The sequence below is a fragment of the Nocardioides sp. 616 genome (assembly GCF_002930065.1).
Taxonomy (GTDB): domain Bacteria; phylum Actinomycetota; class Actinomycetes; order Propionibacteriales; family Nocardioidaceae; genus Nocardioides; species Nocardioides houyundeii.
This window is the reverse complement of the sequence record NZ_POAG01000015.1, coordinates 57,847-78,013: the sequence shown is the minus strand read 5'-3', so window position 1 is coordinate 78,013 and position 20,167 is coordinate 57,847. Positions and strand designations below refer to the sequence as shown.

23 protein-coding genes are annotated in these 20,167 nt (G+C 69.8%); 9 read left to right on the top strand and 14 right to left on the bottom strand.

Going from position 1 to position 20,167, the window contains the following annotated elements; translation table 11 throughout:
* Window positions 1-184 precede the first annotated feature (184 nt).
* On the top strand, window positions 185-1,291 hold the full coding sequence (locus C5H89_RS06230; RefSeq protein ID WP_104106187.1) for a kelch repeat-containing protein: 1,107 nt from the start codon (window positions 185-187) through the stop codon (window positions 1,289-1,291).
* Window positions 1,292-1,321: 30 nt separating this feature from the next.
* Here C5H89_RS06230 and C5H89_RS06225 read toward each other — a convergent pair whose 3' ends face one another.
* Window positions 1,322-1,630: an antibiotic biosynthesis monooxygenase gene (locus C5H89_RS06225; protein WP_104106186.1), complete on the bottom strand. Its 309-nt coding sequence runs from the start codon at window positions 1,628-1,630 to the stop codon at window positions 1,322-1,324.
* Window positions 1,631-1,736: 106 nt separating this feature from the next.
* Between C5H89_RS06225 and C5H89_RS06220 the strand changes: the two genes are divergently transcribed.
* Both C5H89_RS06220 and C5H89_RS06215 read left to right on the top strand, forming a co-directional pair.
* A complete protein-coding gene (locus C5H89_RS06220) occupies window positions 1,737-2,756 on the top strand; it encodes an AraC family transcriptional regulator (protein WP_104106185.1) in 1,020 nt (339 codons plus the stop codon).
* A gap of 123 nt (window positions 2,757-2,879) precedes the next feature.
* Window positions 2,880-4,178, top strand: coding sequence for a lipase family protein (locus C5H89_RS06215; RefSeq protein ID WP_104106184.1), 1,299 nt, complete (start codon window positions 2,880-2,882; stop codon window positions 4,176-4,178).
* Window positions 4,179-4,259: 81 nt separating this feature from the next.
* Here the strand turns inward: C5H89_RS06215 and C5H89_RS06210 are convergent, their stop codons facing one another.
* The 4 genes from C5H89_RS06210 to C5H89_RS06195 form a co-directional block, all read right to left on the bottom strand.
* A complete protein-coding gene (locus tag C5H89_RS06210; RefSeq protein WP_104106183.1) occupies window positions 4,260-4,817 on the bottom strand; it encodes a TetR/AcrR family transcriptional regulator in 558 nt (185 codons plus the stop codon).
* A complete protein-coding gene (locus C5H89_RS06205; RefSeq protein ID WP_104106182.1) occupies window positions 4,766-5,461 on the bottom strand; it encodes a class I SAM-dependent methyltransferase in 696 nt (231 codons plus the stop codon). The genes C5H89_RS06210 and C5H89_RS06205 overlap by 52 nt, the downstream gene beginning before the upstream one ends.
* Window positions 5,462-5,527: 66 nt before the next feature.
* On the bottom strand, window positions 5,528-6,202 hold the full coding sequence (locus C5H89_RS06200; protein WP_162799253.1) for a hypothetical protein: 675 nt from the start codon (window positions 6,200-6,202) through the stop codon (window positions 5,528-5,530).
* Window positions 6,203-6,335: 133 nt separating this feature from the next.
* Window positions 6,336-7,316: a WYL domain-containing protein gene (locus C5H89_RS06195; RefSeq protein WP_104106180.1), complete on the bottom strand. Its 981-nt coding sequence runs from the start codon at window positions 7,314-7,316 to the stop codon at window positions 6,336-6,338.
* Between the two features lie 99 nt (window positions 7,317-7,415).
* Here C5H89_RS06195 and C5H89_RS06190 point away from each other — a divergent pair, with 99 nt between their 5' ends.
* On the top strand, window positions 7,416-7,871 hold the full coding sequence (locus C5H89_RS06190; RefSeq protein ID WP_104106179.1) for a VOC family protein: 456 nt from the start codon (window positions 7,416-7,418) through the stop codon (window positions 7,869-7,871).
* Between the two features lie 134 nt (window positions 7,872-8,005).
* On the opposite strand, the gene C5H89_RS06185 is transcribed toward C5H89_RS06190, so the two are convergent.
* Window positions 8,006-8,578, bottom strand: coding sequence for a hypothetical protein (locus tag C5H89_RS06185; RefSeq protein ID WP_104106178.1), 573 nt, complete (start codon window positions 8,576-8,578; stop codon window positions 8,006-8,008).
* A 174-nt stretch (window positions 8,579-8,752) separates the two neighbouring features.
* Between C5H89_RS06185 and C5H89_RS06180 the strand changes: the two genes are divergently transcribed.
* Window positions 8,753-9,529 (top strand): CPBP family intramembrane glutamic endopeptidase, encoded by a 777-nt coding sequence (locus C5H89_RS06180; RefSeq protein WP_162799252.1) that lies wholly within the window; start codon window positions 8,753-8,755, stop codon window positions 9,527-9,529.
* On the opposite strand, the gene eutC is transcribed toward C5H89_RS06180, so the two are convergent.
* The 4 genes from eutC to C5H89_RS06160 all read right to left on the bottom strand — a co-directional run bounded on the left by eutC (window position 9,438) and on the right by C5H89_RS06160 (window position 13,011).
* Window positions 9,438-10,262, bottom strand: coding sequence for an ethanolamine ammonia-lyase subunit EutC (gene eutC / locus C5H89_RS06175; RefSeq protein ID WP_104106176.1), 825 nt, complete (start codon window positions 10,260-10,262; stop codon window positions 9,438-9,440). The genes C5H89_RS06180 and eutC overlap by 92 nt on opposite strands.
* Complete coding sequence (locus C5H89_RS06170; RefSeq protein ID WP_104106175.1) at window positions 10,259-11,659, bottom strand: ethanolamine ammonia-lyase subunit EutB; 1,401 nt, start codon at window positions 11,657-11,659, stop codon at window positions 10,259-10,261. Before C5H89_RS06170 ends, eutC begins: the two co-directional genes overlap by 4 nt.
* Before the next feature lie 53 nt (window positions 11,660-11,712).
* Window positions 11,713-12,423, bottom strand: coding sequence for a flavodoxin family protein (locus C5H89_RS06165; RefSeq protein WP_104106174.1), 711 nt, complete (start codon window positions 12,421-12,423; stop codon window positions 11,713-11,715).
* A 120-nt stretch (window positions 12,424-12,543) separates the two neighbouring features.
* On the bottom strand, window positions 12,544-13,011 hold the full coding sequence (locus C5H89_RS06160; RefSeq protein WP_162799251.1) for a hypothetical protein: 468 nt from the start codon (window positions 13,009-13,011) through the stop codon (window positions 12,544-12,546).
* Window positions 13,012-13,614: 603 nt separating this feature from the next.
* Here C5H89_RS06160 and C5H89_RS06155 point away from each other — a divergent pair.
* Entirely contained in the window at window positions 13,615-14,460 is an 846-nt protein-coding gene (locus tag C5H89_RS06155) for a hypothetical protein (protein WP_162799250.1), read from the top strand.
* A gap of 34 nt (window positions 14,461-14,494) precedes the next feature.
* Here C5H89_RS06155 and C5H89_RS06150 read toward each other — a convergent pair whose 3' ends face one another.
* Complete coding sequence (locus C5H89_RS06150) at window positions 14,495-14,962, bottom strand: hypothetical protein (protein WP_104106171.1); 468 nt, start codon at window positions 14,960-14,962, stop codon at window positions 14,495-14,497.
* A gap of 96 nt (window positions 14,963-15,058) precedes the next feature.
* On the opposite strand from C5H89_RS06150, the gene C5H89_RS06145 reads away from it, so the two are divergent.
* From C5H89_RS06145 to C5H89_RS06135, 3 genes are read left to right on the top strand one after another with little or no spacing between them, the layout of a single operon-like run.
* Window positions 15,059-15,445 carry a hypothetical protein gene (locus C5H89_RS06145; protein ID WP_104106170.1) on the top strand — a complete coding sequence of 129 codons (387 nt, stop codon included), beginning with the start codon at window positions 15,059-15,061 and terminating at the stop codon, window positions 15,443-15,445.
* Window positions 15,446-15,499: 54 nt separating this feature from the next.
* On the top strand, window positions 15,500-16,420 hold the full coding sequence (locus C5H89_RS06140) for an arginase family protein (protein WP_104106169.1): 921 nt from the start codon (window positions 15,500-15,502) through the stop codon (window positions 16,418-16,420).
* Window positions 16,421-16,470: 50 nt separating this feature from the next.
* Entirely contained in the window at window positions 16,471-17,802 is a 1,332-nt protein-coding gene (locus C5H89_RS06135; protein ID WP_162799249.1) for a hypothetical protein, read from the top strand.
* On the opposite strand, the gene C5H89_RS06130 is transcribed toward C5H89_RS06135, so the two are convergent.
* The 3 genes from C5H89_RS06130 to C5H89_RS06120 all read right to left on the bottom strand — a co-directional run bounded on the left by C5H89_RS06130 (window position 17,771) and on the right by C5H89_RS06120 (window position 20,130).
* The gene (locus C5H89_RS06130; RefSeq protein WP_205304892.1) at window positions 17,771-18,496 is read right to left on the bottom strand and encodes a DUF72 domain-containing protein; all 726 of its coding nucleotides are present in this window, start codon (window positions 18,494-18,496) and stop codon (window positions 17,771-17,773) included. The genes C5H89_RS06135 and C5H89_RS06130 overlap by 32 nt on opposite strands.
* Before the next feature lie 127 nt (window positions 18,497-18,623).
* Window positions 18,624-19,073, bottom strand: coding sequence for a hypothetical protein (locus tag C5H89_RS06125; RefSeq protein WP_104106167.1), 450 nt, complete (start codon window positions 19,071-19,073; stop codon window positions 18,624-18,626).
* A 67-nt stretch (window positions 19,074-19,140) separates the two neighbouring features.
* Entirely contained in the window at window positions 19,141-20,130 is a 990-nt protein-coding gene (locus C5H89_RS06120; RefSeq protein WP_104106166.1) for an LLM class flavin-dependent oxidoreductase, read from the bottom strand.
* Window positions 20,131-20,167 lie beyond the last annotated feature (37 nt).

The following is a 20,167-nucleotide window of genomic DNA, read 5'->3' as shown; positions in this document are numbered from 1 at the left end:
CCAGCCTGGTGCCAGCGGCTGCGATCGCGTCATTCCCCGCCTGTCGGGCATCCGAATCGGCGGATGTCCGACGCCTGGCGGCAAGGGCGCCGGATGGTTGTCTGACTCAGTGTGAGTCAAGGCTGCTCAAACGGTTCCGGGCCGGGGGTGTCCTACGAGTGCTTCGCGGTCAGAGGATGAGCGCATGCGCAGAGCTGCCGCGGCCGTCCTCCTGCTGGCCGTGACGAGCTGCTCGACCCCGGTCGAGCAGCCCGACGTGCAGCCGCCGCGGTCGGCCTCACCCGGTTCTACCGCCGAACTAGTGGCGAGGGCGGCGCATACGATGACCGCTCTGCCAGGTGGCGACCTGCTCGTGGCTGGTGGGTGCGACGTCGACGGGTGCAGCCACGCGACGGCCTCCACGTTCGTCCTCTCAGGCACGGGCACCACGCGTGCCGCAAACCTCACCGACGCTCGCGATGCCCACACCGCGGTACAGCTGGGCGACGGTCGAGTACTGGTGGTCGGCGGCTTCGCCGGAGAGGGCCAGCCACCACTCCGGAGCGCAGAGGTCTTCGACCCGGCCAGCGGCCAGTGGACCAGAACCGGATCCCTGGCTCAGGGCCGAGGTGGGCACGCCGCAGCCCTGCTGGGAGACGGCCGGGTGCTCGTCGCCGGAGGCTGGGTCGCACCGTCGACGTACACCGACACCACCGAGATCTTCGATCCCGGGACCGGTCAGTTCGTGCCAGGACCGCGACTCCCGCAAGCGGCCGACGGACTCGCCGCAGCGTCCCTTGCAGACGGCTGTGCGCTGGTGGTTGGGGGGCAGGTCAGCTCGCAGATTGCCAGCGGCCAAGCGGTGACCATCTGCCCGGGCGGAACGGTGAGTCGGGTCGAATCGTTGGCGACCGCCCGGTTCAAGCACGGCGTTGTCGTTCTGGAATCCGGACAGGTGCTGGTGGTGGGCGGCACACGCGACGACACGGCACTCCTCCGCAGCACCGAAGTCTTCGACCCGGAGTCGCAACGCTTCAGGGCCGGTCCTGATCTGGTGGCCGGCCGGTACAAGCTCACTGACTCGATCGTCGCGTTGCCGGGCGACCGCGCCGTCGTGGCAGGGGGTGGGGAGGGAGGCGAGATCGTTGACGTCGGCGCTGGCAGCGCCCGGCTGGTCGAAGCGTTCAACGGTGGGCGCCGCTCGTTCTCGACGCTCGGCGTCACCCAAGGGCACCTGGTCCTGGTCGGTGGATACGACGAGGTGATCCGCCTGACGCGGACCTACCTGACAGCACCCCTTGACGACTTGTGACCTAGCCGCGCGACTCGCTCGACGACCCTTCTATGCGGGCTTAGTCCACACGGGCGTGAGCGCAGTGACCTGCGGTGGACCGGACAACAGCGGCTCGACGTCCTGCACATACGCGAGGTAGGCCTCGCTCTCGAGGAACTGCTGCGACGATTCAGGGCTGTCATACACCTGAAAAGCACTGATGGCGTCGGGGTCGGCGTTGTCGAAGCAGTAGAAGTACGCGAGGTGGCCTGGGTTGTCACCGACGGCCGGCGCCATGTGCGCCTCCCAGACTTTGCGCACGTCCTCGCGCTTCCCGGGCAACGTCTGGTGTCGAATGATCAGAGCCAGTTGAGTCATACCGCGATGGTGACAGCACCACCCGACATGCCAACGCCGAGCGGCTCCGCGTAGGGGATGGCTGTGCAGAGTTGACCGGAACGCCGGAGCCCTCGATCCTCTGCCCATGGCTCTGATCCGTTCGGCTGCGCTCCGCGGTTTCCGAGCCATCGTGGCGGAGCTCGGGGGCGATCCGGTTGCGATCGCCCTCAGCGCTGGTCTTCCGGTGGAAGCCCTCGACTCCGCCGATCTGGTCGTCTCCGACGCAGACGTGAGCCGCACCCTCGAGCTCGCGGCCATCGAGCTCGACTGCCCCGACTTCGGACTGCAGCTCGGAAGACGACAGGACGTGAGCCTGCTCGGGCCACTGGGCCTGGCGATCCAGCACTCCTCCACCCTGGCGGACGCTCTGGAGAACGTGACCTCCTACCTCTTCGTCCACGCGGAGGGATTGCGACTGACGGTCCAGGAGCGCCGCCAAGGCTCGGCCGAACACGGGCCGGACGTGGTGGAGGTCTGCTACGACGCCGGACCGGGCCGGACGCCTGGGGTGCAGGGCACGGGCCTGGTGCTGGGGTACGCGCACCGGGTCGCCCTGCAGCTGGTCGGCGGACCCTACGGCCTGCGCAGCGTCGACCTGCCGCACGCCGCGCCCGACCGCGCGTCGTATGAGGCCCACTTCGGCGTGCCGATCCGCGAAGGGCGACCGTGCGCGATGCTGCGGGTCACCGGGAGCCTGTCGAGCATCCCCGTGCTGAGCCGCGACGACGAGCTTCAGCGGCTGGCGGTGGCGATGCTGGCGCGCCACCGCCGCGCCCCGGGCGACGACGTGGTGGAGGCAGTGCGCACGTACCTGGTCGCGGCCATGGGGACGTCGCCGCTCACCGTCTCCGCGGTCGCCAGCAGCCTCAGCATCCACCCCCGGACCCTGCAACGACTGCTGGCGAATGCCGGCACCACCTTCGGCCACGTGCTGGACGATCTACGACGCCAGACCGCCCGCCAGCTGTTGATCAGCTCCTCAGTCCCGATCGCCCAGGTGGCCCAGCGGATCGGGTACGCCGAAGCGGCGACCTTCTCCCGGCGTGCGCAGGGATGGTGGGGGTTGACGCCCCTTGATGTGAGGCGGGGCACACAATTGTCGTGATTCGACAATATTCTGTCGCAATCGGACAACTACCGATGGGTAGGTTACGGGAATGTAAAGGCCCGAGAAGTTAGGCACTCGTCTCACTTCGCGCCCGCCCGCCCCGCAGCCAGGAGCCTCTGAATGATCCGTTCCGCACGCATTGCCACTGCCGCGCTGAGCAGCGCACTGGTCCTGGGCGTCCTGTCGCCCGCGCCCGCCTCGGCGGCAGCCGACTTCTACACCCCACCGACCAACCTGCCCGCAGCCAACGGCGCACTCGTGCGGACCGAACCCATGAAGCTGGCGATCCCGGTCCCCCAGGGCAGCGGGTCCACCACCCTGCCCGGTTCGGCCACCCGGATCATGTACAAGACCACCGACGAGGGTGGCGACCCGGCCGCCGTCTCAGGCGTCTACATCGAGCCGAGCAAGCCGTGGACCGGCAAGGGCGCCCGCCCGCTGATCTCCTTCTCGGTCGGCACGCAGGGCGTCGGCGACGCCTGCGCGCCGTCCAAGACCCTGGAGTCGTTCCTGGTCACCGAGAGCGGCAAGTTCATGGTCGGCTACGAGATCCCGGCGATCTACAACCTGCTCAACGACGGCGTGGCCATGGTGATCACCGACTACATCGGCCTGGGCACCACCGACCGGGTGCACACCTACATGAACCGCGAGGACCAGGCGCACGCCGTCCTCGACGCGGCCCGTGCCGCACTCCGGCTGCCCAACACCTCGATCACGTCCGCCTCGCCGATCGGTCTCTACGGCTACTCCCAGGGCGGCGGAGCCGCAGCGGCCGCTGCCGAGTCGGCTCCGACGTACGCCCCGGAGCTCAACCTGAAGGCCGCCTACATCGGCGGCCCCCCGGCCAACCTGTTCGAGGTCATGAAGTCGGCCGACAACACCCTGCTGACCGGTGTCATCGCCTGGGCGATCAACGCGATCACCCCCTACCGGCCCGAGCTCGCACCCCACCTCGGCAACCTGCTGAACGCCAAGGGCCTGGCCTACCTGGAGAAGTCCAAGGACCAGTGCATCGCCGACGCGATCCTCGGGGCCGGCGGCAAGAAGACCTCGGAGTGGACCAACTCCGGCAACGTCGCCTCCGTCGAGGTGAAGAAGTACCCCGAGATCATGAAGGCCGTCGAGGACCAGCGCATCGGCAAGCTGACCCCGAGGATCCCGGTCCAGATCGCCACCGGCACCAAGGACGACATCGTCGACCACGGTCAGGCCAAGCAGCTCGCCCTCGACTGGTGCGCCAAGGGCGTCAACGTCACCTACAAGCCGGTCATCCAGCTCGCCAGCAGCGGAGGGCTGATGCTCACCCACCTCGGCCCGATGATCACCCAGCTGGGCTCCTCCAAGTCCTGGATCCTCGACCGGTTCAACGGTAAGTCAGCCAGCTCCAACTGCAGCACCGCTCGCTACCTGCCCTGACCTCGACAGTGGACGGACCGCCTCACTCCACGGGTGAGGCGGTTCGTCCGCGTCCTGGACGGGCCTGGCTGTGCTGGCCTCCTACGCGGTCAGTCCACGCAGGGCGGTCGACAGATGTTGGACCAGATCGGCCCGATCGACGTCGGGATCGGCGAGACGTCCGATCGCGGCGAGGCAGAGCGTGCGGATGCACAGAGCCAGCCAGTCGTCAGGCAGCGCGGTGACGATCTCGCCTGCAGCCCGCCGCTCGGCGATCTCGGCCTGGATCGGCTCACCCTCCACCGCCGTACGCACGGCCTCCTCGAGCCTGGGAGCGATCGTGAGGATCGCGTCCCGGTAGGCGACGCCCATGGTGATCGCCCGCTGGGCCAGCAGGTCGAGTGCGTCGCCCCAGGCCAGAGGGCGGAGCTCGGCGAGCAGGAGAGGGACCACGTGCGAGGCGGTCTCTGCGACCAAGGCGCGCAGCAGCGCGTCCCGATCCTCGTAGTGGCGGTACACGGTGGCGCGCGTCAGGCCCGCCCGTTCCGCCACGTCGCTGATGCTCGCCTGAGGATTGTTCAGCACCGCCTCTGCGGCGGCGTCGAGGATCAGCTGGCGGTTGCGTCGGACGTCGGCGCGCTCCGACCCCGTCGTGGACATTCTTCGATGGTAGGGCCCACCGCAAGACGGCCGACGAGGTGACAGGTGGCGAAGCGATTGGACGCATCAGGTTGGGCCACGAGACGCCAACGTTCGAGAATGCCGGCCTCTGTCAGTGCGGCCGCCATCGCATCAGGGTGCCAGCGCCACGCCCGAGCGACGACGTGGTCGAACTCCATCACCGCCTCAGCCGGATCCTCGGCGCACTGGAACGCGACCATGACGTAGGCGCCCGGCTGCAGTCGAGCGGTCCAGCGGGTGAAGACGTCCGATATCAGCTCCGGGTCGACATGGATGAGGCTGAACCGAGCGACGATCCCTGCCAATGGAGGCTGGTCCTGCGGGAGGTCGCGAAGACTCGCATCTCCCAGCGCCCAGCTCATCTCCGGATAACGCTGCTGCGCCCGCCCCAGCATCCCGACCGAGGGATCCACGCCCAGGACCTCCAGTCCTCGCGCGGACAGGTCGCGGGTGACGTGCCCCGTGCCGCACCCCACGTCCAAGACCGTCCCCTGCAGCCCGGTCGCCACCAGGTCCTCGGCGAAGAGTGCGATCGCCTGCCGCTCAACCGACGAGACGTATCCAGTCGGGAACGCCTCGTCGTACGCCGCGGCCAGCACGTCGTAGCCAGGCTGGGTATCCACGAGGTCATGGTGGCAGCCGGACTGCCTACGACCCGAGGCAGCGTCCGGGTGTGCCGCAACCCGCCCTCAGGGCCACGGTTGCAGGTCGTCGGGTGGACGTACGCGGGCCGCCAGGGGCTGGGGACCCGCCGTCAGGAGTCGGTCGTGCTCCCAGGCCCAGTACACGATCAGCCCGGCGACCACCGACCCGAGCGAACCGAGCGTGAGATCGCCCAGCGTGTCCGCGTACCGGTCGACGTTGCCCGAGGTGCTGAGGAAGGCGTAGTACTCGGCGATCTCCCAGGCGAGCGCTGCGGAGACGCCGAAGGCGAGGGAGCGCTCGAGCACCCGTCCACGGCTCGCGTGTGGCGGCAGGGTGAGGAGGATGAACGCAGCGGTCAGCACGCCGGTGTTGACGAAGTGCATGATGTCGTCGAACCACCGGAAGCTGTCGTAGAGGTCCATCCGGTTGCCCAGCGTGTCCGTGAAGCACGTCAGAGTCACCATCAGGTCCACGAGCCAGGGGAACGTCGTCCGGTGGCGATACCGCAGAAACCACACCGCCGGGATCGCGAACGCCACCAGCGGATAGCCGACCGCCCGGGCGGTGGCGCCCTTGCCCTCGAGGTGACCGAGCTCGGGGTACCGGATCGCGGTCATCAGCAGGACAAGGAGCATCGCCTTGGCCGCCACGTCGAGGACGATGACGATGACAGGTCCCCGAACGGGGAGCGGGACGGGGACTGAAGTGAGTTCGCTCACACGACCCACGCTAGCGGGCTCCACGAATCCGGGCCTCCGCCGGTGAGCTCGGCAGCACCATCGAGCCGAAGGACCGTGGGAGGTGCGCCTTACCCCCGCCGCGCGACTGGCCCAGCGTCGTCGGGGTGACCGGCTAGGTGCCCGTTCGCGCCGTGGCGTTGTATCGCTGCGCCAGCACGGCGAAGGCGGCGGTGAGCTCAGGGGGATCCACGACCTCCATGGGGACCTCGAAACGACCGAACGAGGCGGCGAGCGAGCCCCAGGACCAAGAGCCGAGCTCGAGGCTGCACCGGTCCTCGCCGATGGCGCGGACCGTTCCGTCGCCTGCGAAGGGCAGGACGTCGCGGGCGGGTAGATCGAGGATGACGGTGCCTCGGCAGGGCCACTCGTTGACATCGCGGCCCTTGAAGCGAGCGGACACGAACTCGTGCACGTCGCCGCCCGGCACCTCGCGCGGCACGAAGCGTGGACCGGTCGGGGTGCGGGGCCTGACCCGGTCGACGCTGAAGAGTCGCCAGTCTTCCCGGTCGAGGTCCCAGGCGAGCAGGAACCAGCGCGCCTGGGAGGTGACGATGCGATGCGGCTCCGCGCGACGCGTCGTCGTCTCCTGTGGGGCTGCGTCGCGAGTGGTGTAGTCGAAGCGCAGCACCTCGCGGGCACGGATCGTGTTGGCGAGCAGGACGAGCACGTCCGAGGAGACCCTGGCAGGGGTCCCGCTGCCGGCGCGACCGGTGATGGCGGTGACCTCGAGCGCGTCGAGCCGGTGGCGTAGGCGTGAGGGCATGACCTGCCGGATCGTCGCGAGCGCGCGGATCGCCCCTTCCTCGATGCCGGCTCCGGCAGCGGGCGCGGTCTGCAACGCGATCGCCACCGCGACAGTCTGGTCATCGTCGAACAGCAGCGGTGGAAGTTCGCTGCCCGCTCCCAACCGGTAGCCGCCGTGGGGCCCCATGGTCGCTGGGATGTTGTAACCCATCTCGCGGAGTCGGTCGATGTCTCGCCGAACCGTGCGGTCGCTGGTCTGCAGGCGCTCAGCCAGCAGCGAGCCCGGCCAGTCGCGTCGGGTCTGCAGCAGCGACAGCAGGTTCAGCAGTCGGGAGGTGGTCGTCGTCATCCCCAAAGACTCCATTCAGTGCAGGACAAGAACTGACCTACACGCCCAGAAGAGTAGCTCCGGCCGGGCCAACTACCGGCCAGAACCCAAGGAGCAGGCATGACCATCCAGACGACCACCCACCTCAACTTCCGCGGCGACGCGCGTGCAGCGCTCAGCTTCTACCAGTCCGTGTTCGGTGGGAACACCGCCATCAGGACCTACGCCGACTTCGGCATGCCGCAGGATCTCCCCGGCGCCGACAACGTCGTGTTCGGCCTTGTCGCCTCCGACAACGGCTTCCGGGTCATGGCCTACGACATCCCCGGCGAGACCGGCGGCACCATCACCGGAGGCACCTCCACCCACCGCGAGAACAACACCACCCTGACCGACCAGGCAGTGTTCGTCTCCATCAACGCCGACACCCTCGACGAGGCGCAGGGCTACTGGGACAAGCTCGCCGACGGCGCCACGGTCGTCGAGCCCCTCGCCGCGTCCGCCTGGAGTGCCGGCTTCGGCATGCTCACCGATCGCTTCGGCGTGACCTGGAGTGTGGGCGTCACCGCCGCCTGACCCGATGATCCAGGCCGCGCCTCGGACAGGCCCATCCACCGGCCGCCTCGACGACCGCCAGTGTGGGTTCGAGTTCGCGTTGGACCCTGTTGCTCTACCGCTTCGACACCCGTCGCACGAGAGGCTGATATCGGTCAGAGCCGCCAGTGGAACGGCTCGCGGTTCTCCGCCGTCAGCGAGTCGCTCACGGGTGACCCGCTGTTGAGGTCCATGGACCAAGCGGTCCACTTCAGCACCTTGGCCCCCGTCTTGACCTGATCGAGCTGGACCACGGCACGGTAGGTCTTGGCATCGACCCGGGTGAGGGGCAGGCTGCTGCAGTCGTAGGGCTCGGTGAACTCCGGGCCCCTGGAGTGACTGCAGACCTCGCTGCGCAGGACGCCGTCCTCCGTGACGACCTCGACCACGCGCCAGATCCGTTTGTTCTTGATGAACTGCACCGACATGCCGCCGGGCTTCGCCAGGCTGCCCTTCAGCACGGGCGAGTGCAGCCTGAAGGTAATCCGGATGCGCTTCTTGCGGTTCAGCGTCGCGAGCTGGACGGCGGCCAGGTCGATGCCGCCGCCCAAGCTCCCCAGGAAGACGTCGTTCCTCGGATCCTGCTTCGTCGTGCTCGAAGAGTGCGCCGGCACGGTGGCGCCCAGGCCGACGGCGAGCGCAAGGGCGATGGGCGCTGCTAGCAGCCTGGTGGTCCTGAACGTGGTCATGGCCTTGTTCCCCCGGTTCGGTCAGCGATGACTTCGAGGACATTATCCGCACCCGAGCAGTTCGCCCAGGCCAGCTCGGATCTGCGGTGCAAACGCCCGCACATGCAGCGACAAGTGCGTCTATCCCCCGCCTATGAATCGCCCGATCAGAGCGGAGGCTACGGTCGTGCCCCCATGACCAGCTCCATGACGTACGAGGCGCCTCTCGCGGAACGTCGCGCCCTAGCCCTGGAACCCACCCGTCGCACGTGGCTCGCCATCGGCTCGGTTCCGGCGATGTGGCTCTGCTACTGGGGCGAGTCAGCGGTGCGTGAGTGGTCGGTGTCGTTGTCGCTCGTGCTCTTCCTCGGCGGCGGTTGTCTGCTCGTCGCCACGGTGCTGCCGCTGATGGTCAACCGCGCTGAGGGGCGTGGCCTCTCCGGCCTGGGCATCACCCGCTACCGATGGCGATGGGCACTGCTGATCGCCCTGGTCTCGATGGGCAGCCTGCCTGCGCTGCTCGATCGAGCCGCCGGTGCCAACGTGGATCCGACCATGCACCTTCTCTACAACCTCACGGTGCTGTGGGAACCGTTGTTCCTGTTCGGCTGGCTACAGCTCACCTTCGAGCGGGCCTTCGGCTACCTCTGCGCTCCCGTGCTCACCGCCGTCGCGTTCGGGGCCTACCACCTGGGATCGGCGCCCCTGGGCACCGCGCTCGGCTTCGCCGCGGCCGGACTCGTCCTGGGCGCGCTCTTCGCGGTCACCAACAACCTGCTGTCGATGTGGCCGTTGACCTGGGCGATCAGCTCCGGCATCGGCAGCATCGACGCTGGACTGAGCTTCGGTCGTGACTCGGTGGTGGCTGGATTCATCGTGCTCACGGTCCAGGTCGTGCTGCTCGCAGTGATTCGTCCACGTCCGTGCGGCGCAACTGGGACGTCTCGTCCTCGCGCGGCGTCAGGTCCTTGACCCCGACACCACTGGCACCGCCGGCGAGGATCGACCGAACGAGACCATCGATCACCCGCGCGGCACCGGCGTACGACTGGCCGCCCGGGGTCCGGATGTTCGAGACGCAGTTGCGCTCGGCGTCGGTGCGTCCCGGCCGCGGGTCGAAGGTCAGGTAGGCGCTCAGACTGTCCGGGGACGAGAGTCCGGGCCGCTCTCCGATGAGCACCAGCACCAAGGCCGCGCCGAACGCGTGACCGATCGGGTCACCCAGGGCGACGCGAGCCTGGGTCGCGACCAGGCAGGCCACCACCTCCACGTCCAGGCGAGGCAGCAGCTCGGCCAGCAGCGGCAGCGCGTGGCGCTGCGTGGCCTGGGCGGACAGCCCGTCCGCGCACACCACGACCAAGCGCGGACGACTGCCCGCAGCTGCGCCGTCACGCCCAGCGGGCACCACGGCGCCCAGCGAACCGTGGTCCTCCTCGGAGAGCAGCCTGCCGAGGTCGGGCCGGCGCAGGTACTCCGCACGGTCCCGAGCCCGGGAGCGCACCCGGACCGGCGCGGGCAGGCCGGCTGCGTGGAAGTCGCGCCCCAGGGCGTCGACGTCCAGGTCGGTCAGGACGTTGCGCCGTGCCTCGGCGTGCGCGATCCGCAGCTCCAGGTCAGCCGCGACCGGCACCGCGTTGCCAGCACGACCCAGACCGATCCTGGCGCTGGTCGACTGGCGCAGCCGCACCCAGTCCGGGGCGCTCACGAGCCGAGCCCTGTCAGCGGCGAGTGCTCGAGCGGGACGAGCGCACCGTCGGCCGAGAGCAGGCCCAGACCCGCCAGCCACCCCTCGAACTCCGGGGCGGGCCGCAGGTCCAGCAGCTCACGTACGGCGAGCGCGTCGTGGAAGGAGGCACTCTGGTAGCCAAGCATCACGTCGTCCCCACCTGGCACGGTGATGATGAACGAGACCCCCGCAGCGGCCAGGGAGACCAGCAGCACGTCCATGTCGTCCTGGTCGGCCATCGAGTGGTTGGTGTAGCAGACGTCGACCCCCATCGGCAGTCCCAGCAGCTTGCCGCAGAAGTGGTCCTCGAGGCCGGCGCGGGTGATCTGCTTGCCGTCGTAGAGGTACTCCGGACCGATGAACCCGACCACGGTGTTCACCAGGAACGGGCTGAGCTGGCGCGCGAGACCGTAGGCCCTGGCCTCCAGGGTCTGCTGGTCCACCGGACGTCCCCCGGTGCCGAGGTGTGCGCTCGCCGACAGCGAGGAGCCCTGGCCGGTCTCGAAGTACATCAGGTCCTGCCCGACCGTGCCGCGGCCCAGCGACAGCGCCGCGGCCCTGGCCTCGGTCAGCAGCGCAAGGTCGACCCCGAAGGACCGGTTGGTCGCCTCGGTGCCCCCGATCGACTGGAAGACCAGGTCCACCGGTGCACCACGCTCGATCAGTTCCAAGGTGGTGGTCACGTGGGCCAGGACGCACGACTGGGTGGGGATCTCGTAAGTGGTGCGGACCTCGTCGAGGAGCACCAGCAGGTCGTGCGCCGCCCCGGGTGAGTCCGAGGCCGGGTTGATGCCGATCACCGCGTCCCCGCACCCCAGGAGTAGGCCGTCGAGGACCGAGGCGGCCACGCCGCGCGGGTCGTCCAGCGGGTGGTTCGGCTGGAGGCGGGTCGAGAGCCTGCCCGGGCCGCCGACCGTCGTCCGGAACCGGGAGCGGACGTCGACCGCCCGGGCCACCACGACCAGGTCCTGGTTGCGCATGATCTTCGAGACGGCCGCCGTCATCTCCGGCATCAGGCCCGGGGCGAGCGCGGCGAGCGTGGCAGCGGCACCGGCGCCCGACGCGGTCTCCAGCAGGTGGTCCCGCAGACCACCGACGGTGAGCTCGGAGATGGTCGAGAAGGCGTCCCGGTCCAGGGAGTCCACGATGAGCCGGCTGACCTCGTCGTCCTCGTAGCCGACGACGAGGTCGTCGAGGAAGTCGGTGAGCCGTACGTCGGCCAGCGCCACCTGGGCTGCCACCCGCTCCAGCGGGTCCTCGGCCGCACAGCCGGCCAGCTCGTCGCCGGACCGCAGCGGCGAGGCCTTGGCCAGCAGGTCGGTCAGTCCGTGGAAGGCGTAGCCGTGTCCTCGCAGGGCCTGCCGGTAGATGCGCACGGGCTACCCTCCCCCATGCGGATGGACAAATAGGGGCGGCAGGACCCGGATGATCAGGCTCGATACTCGGGATTCTCGAAGTCGAACCGTGCCCCGGCGTCCCACTCCGAGCGCTGGTTGCCGTAGCCGGGCACTCCCCCGGCCTCCTTCAGCAGCTTGGCCAGGTGCATCAGGTTCCACGTCATGAACGTGGTGTTGCGGTTGGTGAAGTCGTTCTCGGGACCGCCGCTGCCGGGGTCCAGGTACGACGGTCCCGGACCGGCCTCACCGACCCAGCCGGCGTCGGCGTTGGGCGGGATCGTGTAGCCGATGTGCTGCAGGGAGTACAGGATGTTCTGGGCGCAGTGCTTGATGCCGTCCTCGTTGCCGGTGATCAGGCAGCCTCCGACTCGGCCGTAGAAGAGGTACTGACCCTTCTCGTTGAGCTCCCCGGACAGGGAGTACAGCCGCTCGATCAGCTGCTTGGTGATGCTCGAGTTGTCTCCCAGCCAGATCGGCCCGGCCACCACGAGGATGTCGCTGGCCAGGATCCCCGGATACAGCTCGGGCCAGGCGTCGTACGACCAGCCGTGCTCCCGCATGTCCGGGTAGACCCCCGTCGCGACGTCGTGATCGACCAGGCGCAGCTCGCTCACGTCGACGCCGTGCCTGCGCATGATCGCGGCGCTGGCCTCGACGAGGCCCTCGGTGTGGCTGCGCTCCGGGCTTCGCTTGAGCGTGCAGTTGACGAAGGTGGCCCTCAGACCGCTGAAGTCGTGGTCCATCACTGCTCCTGTCGACCGCGCGCCCCGCTCATGAACCCAGAGTCGCGCGTGGCCTGCGCCCTGTCGAGGGGCCGCAACCGTGCCGATGCACGGTCGCGGTCCTGCGAGGCTGAAGGTCGCTCAACGCGGGGATACCTCGACCCCCTCGCCGCCGACGTCGACGACGTGAAGCTCGTGGAGCTTCTCCTGGTACTCGGCTTCGGTGAGCCGTCCCGCGTCACGATCTGCGAGCAGCTCGGCATCGTCGAGCAACCCCAGCGAGCCGGCGGTGACGAACCCGTGCTCCGTGAACCGGACCGCCAGGAACGTGCTGCCGATGGACTCGCCGTCGACCGAGACGGAGGCGGTCAAGCCGACATCGCCCACCAGCTCCTCCCCCACCGCGAGCTCACGAGCCGCGGACTCGCCCTCCCCCAACGCCGGGAGTGCAGCCTCTGCGGCGAGCACGTCCACCTCATCAGCAGTGAACCGAGACAGGCGCATCGTCGCCTCCGGCAACGGCCCATTCGCCTGCACCACGACGCACACCGACTCCCCGGACGAGTCGAGCTCCAGGGACATCTCCACGTCGAGGTGGTGGGCCCCCACCGCTCCCAGATCGGTGGCTCGACAACCGTCGTCTGAACCGAGAATGCTGGACCCTAGGTCGGTCCACAGCAGCACCGACCCGGTGCCGACAAGAGCCACCACGGTCACCGCAAGCGCAGCCCAAGCGGACCGGGAAGACGGACCTTTCGGTGACATCCCGTCCCCCGAACGCTTCGGCGCCTCCGCGGCCCACGACCGGGTGCAGATGGACATCCGGACCGTACCAACGGGCAGCTCGTCGCGGACAGAGGCAGCACGCAAAACCTGAGGTCCCCGACCACGAAAGAGCCGTCCGGCCCCGCTCGGCCACTACGGTTGGGCGGGTGCACGGTGGCGCCACACAGGGGGACAGACATGGTTGCCGTTCTGAGGGGGCGAACCACTGCCACTGTCGTCCTTCTCATCGCGTTGGCATCCGGTCTGGCGGCCTGTTCCCCGAACGGCGAGTCAGCCTCGACCCCCACCCCGTCGACCTCCACAGCCACGAGTCCAGAGCCGGCACGTCGCACTCCGAGCGCCACGCCGACGAAGCCCAAGAAGTCGATTCCGGTGTCGGTCTACTACCGCGGGGCAGACGCGGACCTGGTCTCCAGGACTGTGTCGGTGCCCGCCAGAGACCGCTGGGAAGCCGCCCTGGCCATCGCCGCCACCCCGCCCGAGGAGGCAGGACTCCAGCAGGCGTTTCCCGCTGGATCGTTCGACCAGGTTCACTACGACGGTTTCGGCTGGCACGGCCAGTTCACGGTGACGTTGCTAGACGCCTCCGCCTTGAACGCACCTGCCGGCATGACCGTCGACGAGGCCCGCCTGGCCATCCGAGCTGCCGTGTGTACGACCCAGAACGGCAGCGACTCACGCGTCAATTTCTTCCTGGACACGAAGCCGGCGCCACGGCTGTTCGGGCAACCACTCACCGACGGCATGGTCCGGGACGCCGACTGCCCTCCGGAGGTCCGCCCGTCCCGCAGCCCCCAACTGGTGCCCGACGGGCAGTCACCCATCCCCCTGGACCTGCTGCGCCTGGCGAAGGCGTTCCTCCGCTACGCAGTCGGCGCCTCGGACTCCTTCCCGCATTGGGAATCGGTCTCCATGTCGCTGGGGGGTCAGGCTGTGGTGTCGATCGATGACGTCGCCGCGGCACTGTCCAACCGGGAGATGTGGCGGATCTGTCCCGGCGATTGGCAGACCTTCGGTGCAGCCTCGTGTCCGGTGGACCTCCTGGCTCCCATCCATCAGGCCGTGGCCAACGACGTCCCCATCGCCTACTCGGCGCAGTACGGCGAGGTCACGTGTGCTCCGAGGAGGAGCGGTCCGCCACCCACCGGGCGGATGGTGGTGCTGCGTCCCACGAGCGAGTGGCGCACGTGCGCGAGCGACTTCGCTCTCACCCTGGTGGCTGACGACCACGGTCTGCTGCGCAGCATCGATCTGGCGCTCTCGAACCCGTAGTCCTGCGGCAGCCAGGTGCGCTCGCTGGGGCCGTTCAGTCCGCGAAGAACCGCCGCAGGCGTCGGTGTCGATGCTTGAAGAAGGCATCGATCACCCGGGCCAGGACCGCGGCAAGGCCCGGAACCGGCAGGCGGGGTTGGAAGGTGACGCGGTCATGCACCCAGGTGCCGTCGGCGACCGGCAGCATCCGCCGCTCGTGCTCCCAGCGCCGCATGCTCACCATGGTGGACCGCTCGAGGAACCGGGTGCCCGGGTCGACCTCGACGACCGTCAGGTGATCGAAGTCGAACGGGATGAGACCGAACAGTCGCAGCCATGCGCGGCCGACGGGCTTGCCCAGCGGAACGGTGTCCACGGTAAGTCCGGCCGCTGCGCGCGGCATGCTCATCGTCATCCAGGGCCGCATCTCGTCGTTGATGCCGTCGGGATGAACCGCGCGCTCCCACACCGCGGCCACGGGAGCGGGCACCACCGTCTGGTTCTCGACCGTCCTCGTCGCCATGGCGTTCCTTCCGCTCGAACCGTGCGGCCACACTGGCACAAGCTTCCCGACGCGGGATCCGGCGCGGCACAGGCGTCGACGTGCGAGAGTGGGACCATGGGGTGGCACGGGCCGAGCGAGCCGAAGCTGGTCAGCATCGACCTGACCGCCGACGAGCGCGGCATGCTCGGCGCCTGCCTGATCGACTGGGGAGGGCCCGCGCACGGCACCGACTCCCTGGCCGTGGCGTTGGGCTTCGCCGGGATGGATGATCTCTGGCGCGAGGCGGAGCGCATCGAGGCCGCCATCGCTGCCGGTGAACCGCTGACCAAGCAGGACTGGACTCGCGCTCTGGTCTCGGCGGAGATCATCTTCGCCAGTGACGTGTTCGGCACCGGCAGCTCGTGGACCATGATGAACGGCGACACCGATGAGCACGGGATTCGCGTGCTCCGCAGCCTGCAGCGCAAGCTGCCCGCCGTCAGACGCTTCCTCGGCCGGTAGCGCCACGCGCAGAGCACGGTTGCCGGGATCCGCGAGGTCCGCCAAAGTGGCCCCATGTCGAACCGACTGACGGTGATCGGAGCGCCGAGCAGCGCCGGGGCCTACGGGCCGGGCCAGGAGCAGACCCCGCGCGCCCTGCGGGCAGCGGGCCTGATCGACCTGCTGCGGGGACACGGCGTCGACGTCGAGGACGTGGGCGACACCGAGACGATCCGCTGGCGGACCGACCGGGACAACCTGCGGGCGATGAACGCCGACCTGGTCACCCAGACGGCCAGCAGCGTCGCCGTCCGGGTCCGCGACGCCCTGGCGGTGACGGGCTCGCACGTGTTGGTCGTCGGCGGTGACTGCACCGTCGGGGTCGGGACCGCCGCCGGCGCCGCCATGACACCGGGAACCGTGGGACTGGTCTACATCGACCACGATGCCGACCTGAACACTCCGCAGAGCACCGACGAGGGCGCCCTGGACTGGATGGGAGTGGCCCACCTGCTCGGTCTGGACGGGACCGACGCCGGCCTCGCGGGAGTCGGTCCTGGCGCCCCGATTCTCGGCCCTGAGCAGGTCCTGCTGTTCGGGCAGGTCGACCCCACCTCCTTCGAGCGCGACGTCATCGAGGATCGCGGCATCGCCTGGGTCCATCACGACGAGGTGCGCGACGACCCGGTTGAGGCCGCCATCGGGGTGGTGAAGGGGTGGGCCGCGCAGTTCGACCGGGTGCTGGTGCACCTCGACGTCGACGTGGTCGACTTCGCGGACGCTCCGCTGGCCGAGAACACCCGACGCAACGTCGGACTGAAGCTGGAGACGGTGCTGGCAGCGCTGGAGGTGCTGGTGGCCGCGCCCAACTGGTGCGGCCTGACCGTGTGTGAGGTCAACCCCGATCACGGCGAGCCGGACGGCTCCACGCTCCGGGACCTGGCATCTCGTCTCGCCCGGATCCTCGCGGGCGCGGCGCGCGAACACTCCCACTAGGGTTCATCGCACCTGACGGTGTCCGGGCCGTCCGCACTGGTGGGGGAGCCATGCGCCGAGCGATTGTCGCTGTCGTCCTGTCGTTGATCGCGTCGAGCGGGGCCGCCCTGGCGGGGACCCCCGGGGGCGGGATCGGTGCCTCGGCGGCGGCAGCCGCCCCGCGACCTCCGGTCAAGCAGGTGTTCCGCGCGTACGGCGACGGGCCGGTGCGGCTCGCCTACCGTCAGGAGGGCGCGATCACCTTCCGGGCCAGCCGCGGCGACGAAGTCACGGTCACCACCAGGGCCCAGGGGTCCTGGTGCTCGGGGCGCCTGACGCTGACCGACAGGCGAGGCTCCCGGACCCAGAAGCAGACCTACAAGTCCCACGTCTTCCGGGTGCGGACGGCCGGTCGGGCGACCATCCGGTTCCAGGGCGACTCCGCCTGCGGGACCGCGGACCGCCCGCTCCGCGTCCAGCTCGTGAAGCTGCGCGGACAGCAGGTCCCGGTCGACGGGGAGCCCGTCGTGCTGGAGAAGCCCGAGCGCGGGTTCCTCGACGTGGCCTGGATCCGAGTCCCCCGCACCGGGCGGCTGAAGCTCACCGGTCGCGACGCCGGAGGACACGAGATCAGCGCCGCCAGGATGCTGGTGGGCAACGAGCTGGCGAACTTCCATCACGGCGGCCTCTCCGTCGAGCGCGGGCTGCCGCGGCTCGCCACCTGGGACACCTACTTCGAGCCCGACGACCCCGCGCTGCGGCGCGGCACCCGAGTCGGGCTCACCTTCGGCTCCGATGCACGGGTCGAGGCCAGCAGCGCCCTCCCCCACGCCATCGAGCTCGACGGCCCGCCGGTGACCCTGGCGTCGGGGAGCGGTCGGGAGCACGTGCTGACGGTCAAGCTCCCCAGGGGTGCCCGGACCTACCTCGACTCCGACGAGGAGTGGTGGGAGTACGGCGCCAACTACTGGCTGCCCCCCGCTCCCGGCGACCCGGCGAAGGCCGGCACCTACCGCCTGGTGGTGGCCTCGGACGGGGACGCGCCGTACCAGGAGCGCACCCTGCGTCTGCGCTCGTACCGCACCGCCACCCTGGTGGTCGGTGGGCCGCCGCTGCGCCTCGAGTCGGCAGATCCTGGCGAGCGGTTCTGGGTCCGCGTGGTCGCGAGCAAGCCCGGCAGGGTCCGGCTGGCGGCCAGTGACGTCACCGTCACGGGAGGCGACTGGGCCGTCCGCCTGGCCAATACCTGTTCCCGTGACTGCTACGGCGGCGCCACGGTCAACCAGTCAGTGCCGGTCGCCACCGGCTCGGTGCCGAAACCCAAGTCCGGCCTGGTCCTCGTCGACCTCGGGTCCGGCGCCACCGGTGGCCTCACGCTGACCCTGAAGCCTGAGCAAGGCTGAGGAGCCGCTCCGCGTCCCCGGTGCGCGGCAGGTTGTTGAACATGACGTAGGGCGACGGGCGACCGTCGACGAGGTCCCGTAGCCGGCGCAGCTCGTCCTCGGTGTGGACGTGCCGCGAGCCCGTGGTGCCGTGCAGCCGGTAGTAGGTCTGCTCCGGCGTCACCGTCTCGGTCTGCATCGGGTCGACCACGTGGACCAGGTCCAGCTCGGCGCACAGCTCGGTGAGCAGCTGCGTGGGCCATTCACCGCGGGGCTCCCAGAGCAGCCGCCCGCTCGGCCGCTCCACCTGCGAGACGAAGGTCCTCAGCCGTGCGACGTTGTCGGCCGTCGGCCGGAAGCTCTTCGGGCACTGCAGCAGCACCGCCGTGGCCTGCAGGACGCGGGCGCACTCCAGGGTCCGCTGCCAGGCCGCGAGCACCGGAGGCGTCGTACGGAACGCCCCGACCTGGCCCCGGGCACTGGCCGGCAGCGGCTGCTTCATGCGCCGGTAGGTGGGGCTGTTGGACTCGTGGGTGACGACCTGCCAGGCCTTGATCGTGAACTCGAAGCCGGGCGGCACCTGCGCACGCCAGCGCGCCAGCAGGGCGTCGGACGGCGGCTCGTAGAAGGTGTGCTGCACCTCGACGACCGGGAAGCGGCGCACGTACGACGACTGCGAGACCGTCCACCCGCACAGCCCTACACGAACGTCCACGTGCTCAATCCTCCTGGGTGCGTGGGTCGGCCGGCATCAGCAGTCCCGAGAGCAGCAGCGCCAGCGCGACCACCGCCGAGCATACGAACACCCAGGTGGGGCCCACGAGGGACGCCGTGGCCCCCTGTCAGCGGCGCCGGCTGGCGACCGCCGCGATCCCCAACAGGACGGTGAGCCCGAGGCCCCCGCCGACAAGCAGGAAGAGCAGGCCGACGACCCACAGGCCGGAGTCGTCGGAGGTGGCGGCATCCACCGCCCAGGGCACCGCGAAACCGACCACCGCTGCTGCCGAGAGCACCGGGACCGCCCCTCTGCCGCTCCGGTCCGCCCCCGCCGGCCGCACCCAGAGCAGGGCCAGCGTTGCGGCGACCACGACCGACAGCGCGCACCCGAGGACCTGCCAGGGACGGTAGGGACCCTGCCGCTCGCCGTCGACCAGGTAGTACTCCTGGTCCCAGCCGAGCCAGGCGAACCACATCCCTGCCGCGACCAGCGCGAGGAGGAAGGCAGCCCCTCCGAGTCGAGCGGCGTGCTGGGCGCGGGTACCGACGGGCTTGTTCTCGCGTGAGGAGGTCATGCGGGCAGTCTCATCGCGACGTCGCGGGGGGAGCATCCGCACGGGTACTCAGCATCTCGCCCGGCGGTCACCCCGCCAGGTCCGCCACCTGGCTCAGCAGCTCGAAGGAGCGCAGCGTCGCCTCGGTGCTGCGCGCCATCGAGGCGACGATCAGCTCATCGGCGTCGGCGTGCACGGCGAACTTGTCGAGGTACTCGCGGACCTCGTCCGGGTTGCCCACGGCGGTGTAGTGGCTCATCTGCTTGATCTGCTGGCCCGACGGCGAGTCGAGGACGGCGTCGGCCTCGGCGTCGCTGAAGGTACGGCCCCGGCCGACGAGCTGGCTGACCCGCAGTCGCTGGGACTCCCGCAGCAGCGCGTGGGCCTCCTCGCTGGAGTCGGCGGCGACCACGTTGGCGCCGGCGATGACGTAGGGCTCGGCGAGCTGCTCGGACGGCTGGAAGCTGCGGCGGTACGTCGCCACGGCCTGTTGCAGGGCCTGCGGCGCGAAGTGCGAGGCGAAGGCGTAGGGCAGACCCAGCGCGGCTGCCAGCTGGGCCCCGAAGAGCGAGGAGCCGAGGATGTAGAGGGGCACGTTCGTCCCGGTGCCCGGGACGGCCTCGACGCCGGGGATCTGCGACCTGCCGGTCAGGTAGCCCTGCAGCTCCTGGACGTCGCTGGGGAACGACTCGGCCGACCTAGGGTCCCGGCGCAGGGCACGCATCGTGTTCTGGTCGCTCCCGGGGGCACGGCCCAAGCCGAGGTCGATCCGGTCCGGGTGCAGCGTCGCCAGCGTGCCGAACTGCTCGGCGATCACCAGCGGGGAGTGGTTGGGCAGCATCACCCCGCCGGCCCCCAGGCGGATGGACGAGGTGTGCGCCGCGACGTGCGCGATGAGTACGGCGGTCGCCGAGGACGCGATGGTCGGCATGTTGTGGTGCTCGGCGTACCAGACGCGACGGTAGCCGCTGCGCTCCGCGAGCTGGGCGATCTCGACGCTGGCCCGAAAGCTGTCGGCGGCGCTGCCTCCGGCTGCGATCTGGGCGAGGTCGAGGATCGAGATGGGGGTCGCAGTCATGGTGTGGCAACGGCCCGGGGGCGGGGGTCTATTCCGC

Bases quoted from the DNA above. Each gene is read 5' to 3' on its own strand.
- C5H89_RS06195 (WP_104106180.1), bottom strand. From the start codon at position 7,316: ATGACGACGACCACCTCCCGACTGCTGAACCTGCTGTCGCTGCTGCAG.
- C5H89_RS06185 (WP_104106178.1), bottom strand. From the start codon at position 8,578: ATGACCACGTTCAGGACCACCAGGCTGCTAGCAGCGCCCATCGCCCTT.
- C5H89_RS06125 (WP_104106167.1), bottom strand. From the start codon at position 19,073: ATGACCTCCTCACGCGAGAACAAGCCCGTCGGTACCCGCGCCCAGCAC.
- C5H89_RS06140 (WP_104106169.1), top strand. From the start codon at position 15,500: ATGTCGAACCGACTGACGGTGATCGGAGCGCCGAGCAGCGCCGGGGCC.
- C5H89_RS06220 (WP_104106185.1), top strand. From the start codon at position 1,737: ATGGCTCTGATCCGTTCGGCTGCGCTCCGCGGTTTCCGAGCCATCGTG.
- C5H89_RS06180 (WP_162799252.1), top strand. From the start codon at position 8,753: ATGACCAGCTCCATGACGTACGAGGCGCCTCTCGCGGAACGTCGCGCC.
- C5H89_RS06120 (WP_104106166.1), bottom strand. From the start codon at position 20,130: ATGACTGCGACCCCCATCTCGATCCTCGACCTCGCCCAGATCGCAGCC.
- C5H89_RS06225 (WP_104106186.1), bottom strand. From the start codon at position 1,630: ATGACTCAACTGGCTCTGATCATTCGACACCAGACGTTGCCCGGGAAG.
- C5H89_RS06230 (WP_104106187.1), top strand. From the start codon at position 185: ATGCGCAGAGCTGCCGCGGCCGTCCTCCTGCTGGCCGTGACGAGCTGC.
- C5H89_RS06210 (WP_104106183.1), bottom strand. From the start codon at position 4,817: ATGTCCACGACGGGGTCGGAGCGCGCCGACGTCCGACGCAACCGCCAG.
- C5H89_RS06215 (WP_104106184.1), top strand. From the start codon at position 2,880: ATGATCCGTTCCGCACGCATTGCCACTGCCGCGCTGAGCAGCGCACTG.
- C5H89_RS06135 (WP_162799249.1), top strand. From the start codon at position 16,471: ATGCGCCGAGCGATTGTCGCTGTCGTCCTGTCGTTGATCGCGTCGAGC.
- C5H89_RS06165 (WP_104106174.1), bottom strand. From the start codon at position 12,423: ATGGACCACGACTTCAGCGGTCTGAGGGCCACCTTCGTCAACTGCACG.
- C5H89_RS06150 (WP_104106171.1), bottom strand. From the start codon at position 14,962: ATGGCGACGAGGACGGTCGAGAACCAGACGGTGGTGCCCGCTCCCGTG.
- C5H89_RS06190 (WP_104106179.1), top strand. From the start codon at position 7,416: ATGACCATCCAGACGACCACCCACCTCAACTTCCGCGGCGACGCGCGT.
- C5H89_RS06145 (WP_104106170.1), top strand. From the start codon at position 15,059: ATGGGGTGGCACGGGCCGAGCGAGCCGAAGCTGGTCAGCATCGACCTG.